The sequence below is a fragment of the Pseudomonas sp. XS1P51 genome (assembly GCF_054897845.1).
The window spans coordinates 7,008,055-7,021,562 of sequence record NZ_CM142707.1; the positions used below are offsets into that span (position 1 = coordinate 7,008,055).

A 13,508-nucleotide genomic window follows, 5' to 3' on the forward strand; every position below is an offset into this window, starting at 1 on the left:
TCAACGATGAACCCTGATTCTCACAACCCGCGACAACACTGGATCGGCGTGCTGGCCCGCGTCCGTCGCAGCGAGTTGCAGCCACACGAAGCCGCGCTGCGCGACATCGAGTACCAACTGATTCGCGCCCCGGAAATCGGCATGACCCTGGTCCGTGGCCGTATGGGCGGCAACGGCGCGCCGTTCAACGTTGGCGAAATGAGCGTGACGCGCTGCGTCGTGCGCCTGGCCGATGGCCGTACCGGTTACAGCTACCTGGCGGGCCGCGACAAGGTCCACGCCGAGTTGGCCGCCCTGGCCGACGCGCATTTGCAGGGTGCGCAACAGCGCCACTGGCTCGATGAAGTGATCACGCCGCTGGCCAATGCCCAGGCACAACGTCGGGCGCAAAAAGAGGCGGACACCGCCGCCACCAAAGTCGAATTTTTCACCCTCGTGCGAGGAGAAAACTGATGAGCGCACCGCTGTTGCAACCGGCGTTTACCGACCCGGTACTGGATGCCCAGCGCGGTTTTCGTGCCGCGCTCAAGGCGCTCGCCGGCCCAGGATTGACCCAGACCTTGCACGCCACCCCAAGCCTTGAAGGGCTGGCGCCGGCCACCTACGCGTTGTGCCTGGCCTTGCTGGATGTCGACACGCCGCTGTGGTTGGCACCGTCTTTCGACACACCGCTGATCCGCGCCAACCTGATGTTCCACTGCGGCTGCCCGCTGGCCTCGAACCGGGAAACCGCACGTTTTGCCTTGCTCGCTGCCGAGGACCTGTCCGATCTGGGCGGTTTCGACATTGGCAATGACCGCTACCCCGATCAGTCCTGCACCTTGCTGGTTCAGCTGCCGCGCCTCGATGGCGGGGCAGGGCTGGCCTGGCGCGGGCCGGGGATCGAGATCGAGATCGAGCACAGGGTCAATCTGCCCCTGGCCGATGGATTCTGGCGCGAGCGCGAACAACGCAACGAATTTCCCCGCGGGCTGGACCTGTTTTTCGCCGCCGGTCACGAGGTTATCGGCCTGCCGCGCAGCACGCGGGTCGTTCGCACAACAGAGGAGCTTGCCTGATGTACGTAGCCGTCAAGGGTGGCGAACAGGCCATCGACAATGCCCATCGTCTGCTGGCAAAAAAGCGCCGGGGCGATACCTCGGTCACGGAGCTCGGCGTCGAGCAGATCCGTCAGCAACTGCCGCTGGCCGTGGCACGGGTGATGAGCGAAGGCTCGCTGTACGACGAAGAACTGGCCGCGCTGGCGATCAAGCAAGCGGCGGGGGATCTGGTCGAGGCGATCTTCCTGCTGCGCGCCTACCGCACCACGTTGCCGCGTTTCAGCCCGAGCCTGCCGATCGACACCTCAAACATGCAGCTCAGCCGGCGCCTGTCCGCCACGTTCAAGGACGTGCCGGGCGGGCAGTTGCTGGGGCCGACCTTCGATTACACCCATCGTTTGCTGGACTTTGCACTGCTCGCCGAAGGCGATTACCCGGGGCCGCAAACCAGCCCGAACGCCAGCCTCGAAGCTTGCCCTCGGGTTCTTGGGTTGCTGGCGAAGGAGGGCTTGATCAAGACCGAATCCGACAACCGCGACAGCGTGGCGGACATCACCCGTGACCCGCTGGAGTTGCCTGCCAGTCGCGCCGAACGCCTGCAAGCGCTGGCCCGTGGCGACGAAGGTTTTCTGCTGGCGCTCGGCTATTCGACCCAACGCGGTTACGGACGCAACCACCCGTTCGCCGGGGAGATTCGCATCGGTGACGTCGAGGTCTGGATCGACCCCGAAGAGCTGGGTTTTCCCATCTGCCTGGGCAGCATCGAAGTCACCGAGTGCGAGATGGTCAACCAGTTCGTCGGCTCCGCCACTGAGCTGGCGCAGTTCACTCGCGGTTACGGCCTGGCCTTCGGGCACGCCGAGCGCAAGGCCATGGGCATGGCACTGGTCGACCGCGCGCTGCGGGCCGGGGAGTTCAACGAAGAGATCGTGTCCCCGGCGCAGCAGGAAGAATTCGTGCTGATGCACTGCGACAACGTCGAGGCCGCCGGTTTTGTCTCGCACCTCAAGTTACCTCACTACGTGGATTTCCAGGCCGAACTGGAGCTGATCCGCAAACTGCGTAAGCCTGCCGAGGGGCAACAGCCATGAATGACCTGACTCAGGCACCGATTCGCGATGCGGCGTACAACTTTGCCTACCTCGACGAGCAGACCAAACGCATGATCCGCCGCGCGTTGCTCAAGGCCGTGGCGATCCCCGGTTACCAGGTGCCGTTCGGCGGCCGCGAGATGCCGTTGCCTTACGGCTGGGGCACCGGCGGCATGCAATTGACCGCGGCGATTCTCGGTGCCGACGACGTGCTCAAAGTCATCGACCAGGGCGCCGACGACACCACCAATGCCGTGTCGATCCGCCGCTTCTTCGCCCGCACCGCGGGCGTCGCGACCACCGAAAGTACGCCGGACGCAACGGTGATCCAGACCCGTCACCGCATCCCGGAAACACCGCTGCACGCCGATCAGATCATGGTGTATCAGGTGCCGATCCCGGAGCCGTTGCGCTTTATCGAGCCTTCGGAAACCGAAACCCGAACCATGCACGCACTCAATGATTACGGGGTGATGCACGTCAAACTCTACGAGGACATCGCCACCTTCGGCCACATCGCCACCGCTTACGCCTACCCGGTGATGGTCGACGAACGCTATGTGATGGACCCGTCGCCCATCCCCAAATTCGACAACCCAAAACTCGACATGAGCCCGGCGCTGATGCTGTTCGGTGCGGGTCGGGAAAAGCGTTTGTACGCGGTGCCGCCGTACACAAAAGTCACCAGCCTCGATTTTGAGGATCACCCCTTCGAAGCGCAGAAGTGGGAAGAATGCTGCGCCATTTGTGGCAGCCACGACTCCTTCCTCGACGAACTGATTATCGACGATGCCGGAACGCAGAGTTTCGTCTGTTCCGACACCTATTACTGCGCCCAGCGCGTCAGCGAGCAGGAGCAGGGCCAATGAACCAGGCGCTGAAAAACCAACTGTCCACCGCCACCGTCGAGCCATTGCTGCGAGTGCGCGACCTGTCGCTGTTGTACGGCCTGGAAAAGGGCTGCCAAGGCGTCAGTTTCGATCTGTATCCCGGCGAGGTGCTGGGGATTGTCGGCGAGTCCGGTTCAGGCAAATCGACGCTGCTCTCGTTGCTCAGCGGGCGCCTGCCGCCCCAGCGCGGCAGCATCGGCTATCGCGGCAAGGAGGGCGAGTGGCTCGACCTCTACAGCGCCAGCGAAGCCGAACGCCGGACCTTGCTGCGCACCGAATGGGGCTTCGTCGAACAGAACCCTCGCGACGGTTTGCGCATGGGCGTTTCTGCCGGCGCCAACATCGGCGAACGCCTGATGGCTCAGGGTGTTCGCAATTACCAGCAACTGCGCGGGGCGGGGATCGACTGGCTCAGCCAGGTGGAAATCGATCCGCTGCGCATCGACGACTTGCCCCGGACCTTCTCCGGCGGCATGCAACAGCGTCTGCAAATCGCCCGCAACCTGGTGTCGAGCCCGCGCCTGGTGTTCATGGATGAACCGACTGGCGGTCTCGATGTGTCAGTGCAGGCGCGGTTACTCGACCTGCTGCGCGGGTTGGTGCGTGAACTGGATCTGGCGGTGGTCATCGTCACCCACGACCTGGCGGTGGCCCGTCTGCTGGCGGATCGCCTGATGGTGATGCGGCGCTCGCGGGTGGTGGAAACCGGCCTCACCGACCAGATCCTCGACGACCCGCAGCACCCTTACTCGCAACTGCTGGTGTCTTCGGTGTTGCAACCGTGAAGCCCCGTCCATCTGTGGAAATCCGAGCGATGAATACCTTGATCGAGGTCCGTGACCTCTCGAAAACCTTCACCCTGCATCAACAGCACGGCGTGATCCTGAAGGTCTTGCGCGGTGTGGATTTCAGCGTGGCGGCCGGTGAATGTCTGGTGCTGCATGGCCAGTCCGGCGCCGGTAAAAGTACCTTGCTGCGCACCCTTTATGGCAACTATCTGCCGGCGGGCGGCAGCATTCGCGTGCAGCACGACGGTCACTGGCTGGAGCTGGTGGGCGCCGAGCCGCGCGACATTCTTCAGGTGCGCCAGCGAACCCTGGGCTATGTCAGTCAGTTCTTGCGGGTGATCCCGCGGGTGGCGTGCCTGGACGTGGTGATGGAGCCGGCCTTGGCTCGTGGCTGGTCGAAAAGCCTGGCGCAATCGCGGGCCGAGTTGTTGCTCAGCCGCCTGAACATTCCACAACGCCTCTGGCAGTTGGCGCCCGGCACCTTTTCCGGTGGCGAGCAGCAGCGGGTCAACATCGCTCGCGGCTTTATGGTGGCCTGGCCGGTGATGCTGCTCGACGAACCGACGGCCTCCCTGGACGACACCAATCGCCAGGTGGTGCTGGAACTGATGAACGAAGCGAAAGTGGCGGGCGCCGCGCTGATCGGCATCTTCCACGACCGCACCGCCCGCGAGGCGGTTGCCGATCGCCATCTCGACATGACCCCAGCCGCCGTGAACCACGAGGAATACGCCGATGTCCGCTGAACAGATTCTCAGCAATGCCCGACTGGTCACCGCTGACCGTGTATTCCTTGGCACGTTGGTGCTGCGCGACGGGTTGATCGCCGAGGTCACCGAAGGCCTGAGCCGGTTGCCCCAGGCCCAGGACCTCAACGGTGATTTCCTGTTGCCGGGCCTTGTGGAGTTGCACACCGACAACCTGGAAAAACACATGACACCGCGTCCCGGCGTGGACTGGCCGTCGACCTCGGCGGTGCTTAGCCACGATGCGCAGATCATCGCGGCCGGCATCACCACGGTGTTCGACGCCGTGTCCATCGGTGATGTGAACCCCAAAGGCAATCGCATGCAGAAATTGCCGGCGATGCTGGAGGCAATCTCCAGCACTTCCGACGCCGGGCTGACACGCGCCGAACACCGTCTGCACCTGCGTTGCGAACTGTGCCATCCGGACACGCTGAGCGTGTTCCGGGACCTGGTGGAGCATCCTCTGGTGCAACTGGTGTCGGTGATGGATCACTCGCCGGGCCAGCGGCAGTTCGTGCTGGAGTCCAAGTACCGCGAGTACTACATGGGCAAGTACCACCTGACGACCACGCAGATGGATGAATTCATCGTCCTGCAAATGGCCAACTCCCGTGAGTACAGCACCCGCTATCGCGCGGCGATTGTGGAGCACTGCCTGGCCCGTGGCCTGTCGGTGGCCAGCCATGACGACGCGACCCTGGCGCACGTCGAAGAGTCGGCGGGCTACGGCATGACCATCGCCGAGTTCCCGACCACTTTTGAGGCGGCGCGTGGCAGCCAGCAACAGGGCATGAAAGTGCTGATGGGCGCGCCGAACATCGTGCGCGGCGGTTCCCACTCGGGCAACGTTGCCGCCGCCGACCTGGCCGCTGAAGGGCTGCTGGACATTCTTTCCAGTGATTACTACCCGGCCAGTCTGCTGCAAGCAGCGTTTTTACTGGCGGCCCAGAGCAACCAGTGCGACCTGGCCCAGACTGTGCGCATGGTCACCCTGGCCCCGGCCAGCGCGGCAGGGTTGAATGATCGCGGCGAGATTGCTGTCGGTTTGCGCGCAGACCTGGTGCAAGCCAGGACCCGGGACGGGCTGCCGGTCGTTCAACAAGTCTGGCGACAAGCGAAGAGGGTGTTTTGATGGCGGGCAGGTTGATCTATCTCATCGGACCTTCGGGTTCGGGCAAGGACAGCCTGCTGGATGCCGCACGAACGCGCCTGGTCGAACGCGGCTGTCGTATCGTGCGGCGTGTCATCACCCGCTCGGCGGAGGCGGTGGGCGAAGCGGCGCAAGGCGTCAGCCCGCAACAGTTCGCCGAGATGGAGGCCCGGGGTGAATTCGCCCTGAGCTGGCACGCCAATGGTCTGTCGTATGGCATCCCCCGGGAAATCGACGATTGGCTGGCGGCGGGGCAGGACGTGCTGGTCAATGGGTCGCGCGGTCATCTGCCGCCGACCCGCCAGCGGTATCCGAACGTACTCGTGCTGTTGCTGAACGTGGATCAAGCCGTGTTACGCCAGCGCTTGTTGGCGCGAGGGCGTGAGTCCATGGCCGAGATCGATGAGCGGCTGGCGCGCAATGCCCGTTTCAGCGAACGCCTGCTCGCGGATAACGATCCGGCGTTGCACGTGATCGACAACTCCGGACGACTGGAGCGCACGGTCGAATGCTTGCTGGCCTGCGTCGACGGGCAACCCGCATGCGCCTGACATTACTGGGCACCGGTGACGCCCGACAGGTGCCGGTCTACGGTTGCGAATGTGTGGCCTGCGGCCAGGCGCGCAGCGATGAACGCCGCAGGCGTCGTCCGTGCAGTGCGTTGATCGAATGTGGCGATCAGCGCTGGCTGATCGACAGCGGCCTGCCCGACCTGACCGAGCGCTTCCCGCCACGCAGCTTCAACGGCATTTTGCAGACCCACTACCATGCTGATCATGCTCAGGGGCTGCTGCATCTGCGTTGGGGTCAGGGGCTGGTGATTCCGGTCCATGGGCCGGTAGACCCGGAAGGCCTGGCCGATCTCTACAAACATCCGGGGATTCTCGATTTCAGCGAGCCGTTTGGCGCCTTCGAAACCCGGGCGTTCGGCGCGCTCAGCGTCACGGCGCTGCCGCTGCAACATTCAAAACCGACGCTCGGTTACCTGTTGGAGGGAGAGGGGCGGCGGATCGCGTACCTGACCGACACCGTAGGCTTGCCGCCGGCCACCACGCAATGGCTGCAACGCGAGCCACTCGATGTGCTGGTGCTCGACTGTTCCATACCGCCGCAGCCTCAGGCGCCACGTAATCACAACGATCTGAACCTGGCACTGCGCTGCATCGACGACCTGCGACCGGGGTTGGCAGTGTTGACCCACGTCGGGCATACGCTGGATGCCTGGTTGCTTGAACACCATTGCGAGCTACCGGCCCAGGTCACCGTGGCTTTCGATGGCTGCGAGCTATAGAGCGCGGCAGACGTCGGGCAATCATGACGAACTGCGTTCAGAGAATGGCCCGGTAGGCGGTCAAGGCCTTGACCGAGTGGATGAGACGTCTGGGTACTGTCGCAGATCCATTGTGGGAGCGAGCCTGCTCGCGAAGACTGCGGCACATCCAACACTGATGTGACTGACCGTCCGCATTCGCGAGCAGGCTCGCTCCCACAGTGGCTTGATGCTGCCGCTTAAAACGCGGCTTTACCTATGGAAGCCCCGCCATCGACAAACAACGTTTGCCCGGTGATAAACCCACTCTGCTCCGACAACAAGAACGCAATCGCCGCCGCGATCTCTTGCGGTTGCCCCAAGCGGCCCATCGGCACGCCAGCCAGGTAACGAGCCTCGCCTTCGCTGCCCGGTGGGTTGTTTGCGCGAAACAGTTCCGTTTCAGTCGGGCCCGGGGCCACGGCATTCACCGTGACGCCGGTTTGCGCCAGTTCCAGCGCCCACGATCGAGTGAAGCTGATCAACGCCGCTTTGGCCGCCGCGTAGGCGGTGCGCTGGGTAATCCCGAGCACCGTCAGGCTGGAAATGTTCACCACCCGCCCCCAGCCTTTGGCGCGCATGTTCGGCAGCAGCGCCTGAGTGGCCTGCAATGCCGAATGCAGGTTGACCCGCATCACGTCGTCGAAGGTGTCGAGGTCGATTTCGCCCAACACTTGCGGGCGTACCAGGCCGACGTTATTGACCAGTCCATCGAACTCGTAAGTCCTGGCCAGATCCGTCAACACTTCCTGGGTCAGCGCTCTGTCGCTCAGGTCCAGCGGAAACAGAATGCCGGGAAAGCTCAGGTCAGGTGACCGGGCAATACCGACCACGCGATGGCCCGCACGGTCCAGATGCTCGGCCACCGCACGTCCAATGCCTTTGCTGGCGCCTGTGATGAGAAAGGTACGTCGGGTCATTGCAAGCTCCTTGAAAGAACGTGCCGCTGGGGCAGGTGGCATTTGAAAGGATCAGCCGCGAATCGTATCCGGCATCGCTTCAGGCTCAGGATGGTGAGTGTAATCCGGGTTGGCCTTGGCGTAACGAATCACGCCCGCGTGGTCGATCATCTAACGTGCCACATTGGCAGGGACCACGACGGATTGTCGTTGAAGGTCGGCGGGTCGTTAGTCGCGAGCAACCTTCGCCCCGTAGGAGCAAGGTTTGCCCGCGATGCTTTTTGACGGTTTACGCGGTAGCCAGCGAACGCTTCTCTGAAACACTCAAAAACCGCATCAACGCCAACAACGGAAACGCACTGCCGACAATCACGATCCACAACCAGCCGCCATGCTCATACACCGCACTGGCCACCGAGGAACCAAACGCGCCACCGATGAAGATGCTGGTCATGTACAGCGCATTCAATCGGCTGCGGCTTTTGGCGTCGAGGGCGTAGACCGCGCGTTGGCCGAGGACCATGTTCATCTGTACACAGAAGTCGAGTACCACGCCGGTGACCGCCAGGCCGATGACGCTGTAGGCCGGGTGGATGAAGGCCGGCAGGAAGCTCAGGCTGGCGAACAGCAGGGCCAGCAGCGACGCGATGCGAGTGTGGCCGGCATCGGCCAGCCGGCCGGCAATGGGCGCGGCGATGGCGCCGATGGCACCGACCAACGCGAAGATCGCGATCTGGGTTTGCGACAAGCCATGATTGCGCGCCAGTTCCAGGGGCACGGCGGTCCAGAACAGGCTGAAAGTCGCGAACATGCAACCCTGGTAGAACGCGCGCTGGCGCAATACCGGTTGTTGGCGCAGCAGTGTCCAGAGCGAACCCAGCAACTGGCCATAAGAAGCGCTGTGATCAGGCTGGCGCTTGGGGACCGTCACCGCCAGCACAATGCTGATTGCCGCCATCAACACCGCAGCGATGACAAACATCGAACGCCAGCCGAAGTGGTCAGCCACGACGCTGGACACCGGTCGCGCCAAGAGAATCCCCAGCAGCAGACCGCCCATGATCCCGCCAACCACGCGGCCACGAGATTCTTCCGGCGTCAGGTGCGCAGCCAGCGGAATCAGGATCTGCACCGACACCGAACTGAAGCCCACCAGCAGCGAGATCAGCAAAAACACATTTGGCTGATCGGTGAACGCCGCGCCCAGCAGACTGGCAATCGCCACCACGGTGGTGATGATCATCAAGCGGCGGTTTTCCAGCAGATCACCCAGCGGCACCAGGAAGAACAGGCCCAACGCATAACCAATCTGGGTCAGCGAAACGATCAGGCTGGCCATGGTGCTGGTCAGGCCGATGTCGGGTGCGATCAGGCCGATGATCGGTTGGGCGTAGTAAATGTTGGCAACGATGGCGCCGCAGCAGAAGGCGAACAGCAGCACCATGCCTCGGGTCATTGTCGCGGCGCCGTGGGGCACCTGGGTCGCTGGGTTCATAACGTGTCTCGCTGAACAAATTGGAATGCGCGCAGGCTAATCGGCTGGCCGAAACGGCGGAAGAGAGGTTGGGGTGATAGTAATCATTCCTTTGCGGAATGAGTGACGCAGGCTTGTGCGGTCGGCCGATGAACCTTGCGTCCAAACATTGAGGTCCGATGATACATTCACTTACATATTGTTCGATAGCGTGCTTATGTTCTCTCTTCACGATTCATAACCGGAAGGCACTTTCATGAATGCGATGTTCCGTCACCTGATTCGCGGTGCTTCAGCTATTACCTTGATCAGTTTGTTCACGGCAGGTCTCGTCCAGGCCACCGACGCACCGGGTATGCGCATGGGCGTGCGCGGCGAGATCACCGGCGTCAGCGCCGACGTGTTGAAAGTCCACGTCAACAGCGGTGAAAACGTGGTCATCAACCTGACCAAGGACACCAAGGTCCGCGCCGTCACCCTGGCCAATATCGAAGACATCAAACCCGGCAGCTACATCGGCTCCGCCGCCATCCCCCAGGAGGACGGTTCCCTCAAGGCCCTGGAAGTCCATGTCTTCCCACCGGAACTGGCGGGCAGCGGTGACGGCCATCGGCCATTCGACCTGGCCAAGGGCAGCAGCATGACCAACGGCAGTGTCGGTGACCTGGTCGTGAGCAATGGCCGTGTGCTGACCGTCAACTACAAGGGGGGCCAGCAGAAGATTCTGGTGCCGGAGGACGTGCCGATCGTGAACCTGGTGCCGGGTGATCGCAGCTTGCTGAAGGTGGGCGTGAAGATCGTGACATTCGTCACCCAAAGTGCCGACGGGACGCTGACGGCGCAGTCGATTTCGGCGGGCAAGGACGGCGTGACGCCACCGATGTAACGACCTGGCTAAATCGCCATGTAGGAGCTGCCGAAGGCTGCGATCTTTTGATCTTGAGCTTTTCGAGATCGCTGAAGATCAAGATCAAAAGATCGCAGCCTTCGGCAGCTCCTACGCAGAATCACATGCAGTTAAATCTCCCCCACAAAAAAAGCGACCTTCACAGGTCGCCTTTTTCGTTGGGCTCAGGGATTACTTACCGCTGTAGATCTGATCGAAGATCCCACCATCATTGAAGTGGGTCTTCTGCACGGTGCGCCAGTCACCAAAGGTCTTTTCCACGGACAGGAAATCAACTTTCGGGAAACGATCGGTGTACTTGGCCAGCACCGCCGGATCACGCGGACGCAGGTAGTTCGCCGCAGCAATCTCCTGACCTTCTGGCGACCACAGGTACTTCAGGTATTCCTCGGCCGCCGCGCGGGTGCCTTTCTTCTCGACGACTTTATCAACCACGCTGACTGGCGGCTCGGCTTCAGCCGAAACGCTCGGGTAGATCACTTCAAACTGATCACGACCAAACTCGCGCGCAATCATTTCCGCTTCGTTTTCGAAGGTCACCAGCACGTCGCCGATCTGGTTGGTCATGAACGTGGTCGTGGCTGCGCGGCCACCGGTATCCAGCACCGGGGCTTGTTTGAACAGTTTGCCGACGAAGTCTTTGGCCTTGTTCTCGTCACCGCCGTTTTTCAGCACATAGCCCCAGGCCGAGAGGTAGGTGTAGCGGCCGTTGCCCGAGGTTTTCGGGTTCGGAACGATCACCTGCACGCCGTCCTTGAGCAGGTCTGGCCAGTCTTTCAGGGCTTTCGGGTTGCCTTTGCGCACGATGAACACAGTGGCCGAGGTGAACGGCGCGCTGTTGTTCGGCAGGCGGGTGACCCAGTTGTCCGGGACCAGCTTGCCGTTGTCCGCCAGGGCATTGATGTCGGTGGCCATGTTCATGGTGATGACATCAGCCGGCAGACCGTCGATCACGGAACGTGCCTGTTTGCTGGAGCCACCGAAGGACATCTGCAGGGTGATGTTTTCGTTGTGCTCGGCTTGCCAGTGATTCTGGAAGGCAGTGTTGTAGTCCTTGTAGAAATCTCGCATCACGTCGTAGGAAACGTTGAGCAGGGTCGGTGCGGCCTGAGCCACGCTAGCCAGAGTCAGGCCAGCGGCCAGAAGTGAGGCGCCAAAGAGTTTTTTCACTGCGCAGTCCTTTTCATGTAGGAGCTGCCGAAGGCTGCGATCTTTTGATCTTGATCTTCACAAGCAAAATCAAGATCAAAAGATCGCAGCCTTCGGCAGCTCCTACGGGTTATTTGTTATTTATCAAAAGGTGTTGCCACCGTTTTGCCAGCGACTATAGCCGGGCTTGCATAGTCCTTTAAAGATTAAAAAGCACTTTGCTTATTCCAGTTTTTTGAACAGCTGATTACCGCACCGCGAGCAGAATGCGGCACCGGCTTCGTGGCTGTTTTTCTTGCACACCGGGCAATCGGTTTGCAGCTGTTCGCCGCGCATGGCGTTGGCCAGTTCGGCGGTGAAAATCCCCGTGGGCACGGCGATGATCGAGTAACCGGTGATCATCACCAGCGACGAAATCACCTGGCCCAGCGGCGTCTTCGGCACGATGTCGCCGAAGCCCACGGTGGTCAACGTGACAATAGCCCAATAGATGCCTTTGGGAATGCTGGTAAAACCGTGTTCCGGGCCTTCGATCACATACATCAGCGTGCCGAACACCGTCACCAGGGTGCAGACGCTGACCAGAAACACCACGATCTTCTGCTTGCTGCCGCGCAACGCCGACATCAAATAGTTGGCTTGTTTCAGATACGGACTGAGCTTGAGCACGCGGAAAATCCGCAGCATCCGAATGATCCGGATAATCAGCAGGTACTGCGCATCGGCGTAATACAGCGCCAGGATGCCGGGCACGATGGCCAGCAAATCCACCAGCCCATAGAAGCTGAACGCATAGCGCAACGGCTTGGGCGAGCAGTACAGGCGCAGGCCATACTCGATGGCGAAGATGACGGTGAAGCCCCATTCGATGTACGCCAGCACATCGGCATAGTTCTTGTGGATCGTGTCGATGCTGTCGAGCATCACGATCACCAGGCTGGCAAGGATGATCAACAGCAGTATGCCGTCGAAACGCCGCCCGGCCTTGGTGTCGCTCTGGAAAATCATGACGTAAAGGTCTTCACGCCAGTTTTTGCTGCTATCCATGGAAAACGCCTGAACCGGGAATCAGCGAAGCCTAGGTTGATTCTCCCCGAGAGCGCAAGGCGCGCTGTCTGCAGCCGCCTGACGCAACACCCGAATGCCGGCGCGGATCAGCCAGCAGGCGAGGATGAACGGCGCGGTCAATGTGGCCAGACCGAGTGCGGCGAAGCCCGGTGTGAGCAACAGAGCCAGCACAATGCCCGGCAACGGCAACCACGGTTGGCGGCGGTTCTGGCTGAAGGCGAGCGCGGCGAGCACCGTGTTGTAGCCGCCCAGACCCAGCAATGCGTTTGAGGTTTCGTGATGCACAAGGGCAAATCCGAGGCCGGCTGCGGAGCCCAGCAGCGCCCAAAGGAAAGCGTGGCGGTCGGCGATCAACAAACCGACGGCAATCAGCGCACCGGCCAATGGATGACCGAGAAACATCACCTGACCGAACCCTTTCAATGAGGCTGCCAGCAGATTCAGCGTGTTCATTTCCATCAGTGGCGCTGGAGGTTGCGGCGCCGCAAACGACAGCAGTAACCAGCTCATCCCCACGAAGGGCGCCGTGTAGGCGGGCAGGCAATAATGCTCGCGGGCGCGCTTGAGCCATTGCTGAGTGAGCATCGCGCTCAGGCCGCCAGCGGCGATGATCAGCGGCGGCAACAGCGCTGACCATGGGTAATAGAGGCTCAGCAGCAAGCCGAGCAGGACACCGTTGTAACTGAATAGCCCGGCCTGACGATCAGCCTTGGCGTAACCGCGACGTTGCGCGGTGAGCAACCCGGCGACACCGCCCAGCAGTGCTCCGCCGAGCAGGGTTGGCGCGGTAAACAGAATGGCCAACAGGCACAGCAGACCGAACAGCGGATGACGCTGGAGGAAGATCTGACTGAAACCGTTGAGCAGGGCCGTCGCCCAATCGGGGCAGTGGGTGTTGAAGTGGTTGGCAGGCATTTTAGGTCTGAATGTCAGAGGAACCGTGTCGCCTGCATCGCGAGCAGGGCTCGCTCCCACACTGAATCTTTGTTCAGAC

At 61.6% G+C, this 13,508-nt stretch carries 15 protein-coding genes; 10 read left to right on the forward strand and 5 right to left on the reverse strand.

Annotated elements, in window-relative coordinates:
- The first annotated feature begins 6 nt into the window (after positions 1-6).
- From phnG to phnP, 9 genes are read left to right on the forward strand one after another with little or no spacing between them, the layout of a single operon-like run.
- Complete coding sequence (gene phnG, locus ACYZUD_RS32395; protein WP_462021840.1) at positions 7-453, forward strand: phosphonate C-P lyase system protein PhnG; 447 nt, start codon at positions 7-9, stop codon at positions 451-453.
- The gene (phnH, locus tag ACYZUD_RS32400; RefSeq protein ID WP_462021841.1) at positions 453-1,058 is read left to right on the forward strand and encodes a phosphonate C-P lyase system protein PhnH; all 606 of its coding nucleotides are present in this window, start codon (positions 453-455) and stop codon (positions 1,056-1,058) included. The genes phnG and phnH overlap by 1 nt, the downstream gene beginning before the upstream one ends.
- Positions 1,058-2,131, forward strand: a complete 1,074-nt coding sequence (locus ACYZUD_RS32405) for a carbon-phosphorus lyase complex subunit (RefSeq protein ID WP_462021842.1) — start codon at positions 1,058-1,060, stop codon at positions 2,129-2,131. The genes phnH and ACYZUD_RS32405 overlap by 1 nt, the downstream gene beginning before the upstream one ends.
- Positions 2,128-3,000, forward strand: a complete 873-nt coding sequence (locus ACYZUD_RS32410) for an alpha-D-ribose 1-methylphosphonate 5-phosphate C-P-lyase PhnJ (RefSeq protein ID WP_462021843.1) — start codon at positions 2,128-2,130, stop codon at positions 2,998-3,000. The genes ACYZUD_RS32405 and ACYZUD_RS32410 overlap by 4 nt, the downstream gene beginning before the upstream one ends.
- Positions 2,997-3,806, forward strand: coding sequence for a phosphonate C-P lyase system protein PhnK (phnK, locus tag ACYZUD_RS32415; protein ID WP_462021844.1), 810 nt, complete (start codon positions 2,997-2,999; stop codon positions 3,804-3,806). Before ACYZUD_RS32410 ends, phnK begins: the two co-directional genes overlap by 4 nt.
- Before the next feature lie 29 nt (positions 3,807-3,835).
- Positions 3,836-4,555 (forward strand): phosphonate C-P lyase system protein PhnL, encoded by a 720-nt coding sequence (gene phnL, locus ACYZUD_RS32420; protein ID WP_462021845.1) that lies wholly within the window; start codon positions 3,836-3,838, stop codon positions 4,553-4,555.
- On the forward strand, positions 4,545-5,690 hold the full coding sequence (locus tag ACYZUD_RS32425) for an alpha-D-ribose 1-methylphosphonate 5-triphosphate diphosphatase (RefSeq protein WP_462021846.1): 1,146 nt from the start codon (positions 4,545-4,547) through the stop codon (positions 5,688-5,690). Before phnL ends, ACYZUD_RS32425 begins: the two co-directional genes overlap by 11 nt.
- On the forward strand, positions 5,690-6,259 hold the full coding sequence (gene phnN, locus ACYZUD_RS32430) for a phosphonate metabolism protein/1,5-bisphosphokinase (PRPP-forming) PhnN (RefSeq protein ID WP_462021847.1): 570 nt from the start codon (positions 5,690-5,692) through the stop codon (positions 6,257-6,259). Before ACYZUD_RS32425 ends, phnN begins: the two co-directional genes overlap by 1 nt.
- Positions 6,250-6,999 (forward strand): phosphonate metabolism protein PhnP, encoded by a 750-nt coding sequence (phnP, locus tag ACYZUD_RS32435; protein ID WP_462025140.1) that lies wholly within the window; start codon positions 6,250-6,252, stop codon positions 6,997-6,999. The genes phnN and phnP overlap by 10 nt, the downstream gene beginning before the upstream one ends.
- A gap of 218 nt (positions 7,000-7,217) precedes the next feature.
- On the opposite strand, the gene ACYZUD_RS32440 is transcribed toward phnP, so the two are convergent.
- Positions 7,218-7,937 carry an SDR family oxidoreductase gene (locus ACYZUD_RS32440; protein ID WP_462021848.1) on the reverse strand — a complete coding sequence of 240 codons (720 nt, stop codon included), beginning with the start codon at positions 7,935-7,937 and terminating at the stop codon, positions 7,218-7,220.
- A 268-nt stretch (positions 7,938-8,205) separates the two neighbouring features.
- Positions 8,206-9,411, reverse strand: coding sequence for an MFS transporter (locus tag ACYZUD_RS32445; protein ID WP_462021849.1), 1,206 nt, complete (start codon positions 9,409-9,411; stop codon positions 8,206-8,208).
- A 235-nt stretch (positions 9,412-9,646) separates the two neighbouring features.
- On the opposite strand from ACYZUD_RS32445, the gene ACYZUD_RS32450 reads away from it, so the two are divergent.
- Complete coding sequence (locus tag ACYZUD_RS32450) at positions 9,647-10,276, forward strand: hypothetical protein (protein ID WP_462021850.1); 630 nt, start codon at positions 9,647-9,649, stop codon at positions 10,274-10,276.
- Positions 10,277-10,468: 192 nt separating this feature from the next.
- On the opposite strand, the gene ACYZUD_RS32455 is transcribed toward ACYZUD_RS32450, so the two are convergent.
- The 3 genes from ACYZUD_RS32455 to ACYZUD_RS32465 form a co-directional block, all read right to left on the reverse strand.
- Positions 10,469-11,467 (reverse strand): sulfate ABC transporter substrate-binding protein, encoded by a 999-nt coding sequence (locus ACYZUD_RS32455; RefSeq protein ID WP_462021851.1) that lies wholly within the window; start codon positions 11,465-11,467, stop codon positions 10,469-10,471.
- Between the two features lie 201 nt (positions 11,468-11,668).
- On the reverse strand, positions 11,669-12,493 hold the full coding sequence (locus tag ACYZUD_RS32460; protein WP_462021852.1) for an ion transporter: 825 nt from the start codon (positions 12,491-12,493) through the stop codon (positions 11,669-11,671).
- Positions 12,494-12,514: 21 nt separating this feature from the next.
- Entirely contained in the window at positions 12,515-13,429 is a 915-nt protein-coding gene (locus ACYZUD_RS32465; protein ID WP_462021853.1) for an urea transporter, read from the reverse strand.
- Between the last annotated feature and the right edge of the window lie 79 nt (positions 13,430-13,508).

Bases quoted from the DNA above. Each gene is read 5' to 3' on its own strand.
- phnG (WP_462021840.1), top strand. From the start codon at position 7: ATGAACCCTGATTCTCACAACCCGCGACAACACTGGATCGGCGTGCTG.
- phnH (WP_462021841.1), top strand. From the start codon at position 453: ATGAGCGCACCGCTGTTGCAACCGGCGTTTACCGACCCGGTACTGGAT.
- ACYZUD_RS32405 (WP_462021842.1), top strand. From the start codon at position 1,058: ATGTACGTAGCCGTCAAGGGTGGCGAACAGGCCATCGACAATGCCCAT.
- ACYZUD_RS32410 (WP_462021843.1), top strand. From the start codon at position 2,128: ATGAATGACCTGACTCAGGCACCGATTCGCGATGCGGCGTACAACTTT.
- phnK (WP_462021844.1), top strand. From the start codon at position 2,997: ATGAACCAGGCGCTGAAAAACCAACTGTCCACCGCCACCGTCGAGCCA.
- phnL (WP_462021845.1), top strand. From the start codon at position 3,836: ATGAATACCTTGATCGAGGTCCGTGACCTCTCGAAAACCTTCACCCTG.
- ACYZUD_RS32425 (WP_462021846.1), top strand. From the start codon at position 4,545: ATGTCCGCTGAACAGATTCTCAGCAATGCCCGACTGGTCACCGCTGAC.
- phnN (WP_462021847.1), top strand. From the start codon at position 5,690: ATGGCGGGCAGGTTGATCTATCTCATCGGACCTTCGGGTTCGGGCAAG.
- phnP (WP_462025140.1), top strand. From the start codon at position 6,250: ATGCGCCTGACATTACTGGGCACCGGTGACGCCCGACAGGTGCCGGTC.
- ACYZUD_RS32440 (WP_462021848.1), bottom strand. From the start codon at position 7,937: ATGACCCGACGTACCTTTCTCATCACAGGCGCCAGCAAAGGCATTGGA.
- ACYZUD_RS32445 (WP_462021849.1), bottom strand. From the start codon at position 9,411: ATGAACCCAGCGACCCAGGTGCCCCACGGCGCCGCGACAATGACCCGA.
- ACYZUD_RS32450 (WP_462021850.1), top strand. From the start codon at position 9,647: ATGAATGCGATGTTCCGTCACCTGATTCGCGGTGCTTCAGCTATTACC.
- ACYZUD_RS32460 (WP_462021852.1), bottom strand. From the start codon at position 12,493: ATGGATAGCAGCAAAAACTGGCGTGAAGACCTTTACGTCATGATTTTC.
- ACYZUD_RS32465 (WP_462021853.1), bottom strand. From the start codon at position 13,429: ATGCCTGCCAACCACTTCAACACCCACTGCCCCGATTGGGCGACGGCC.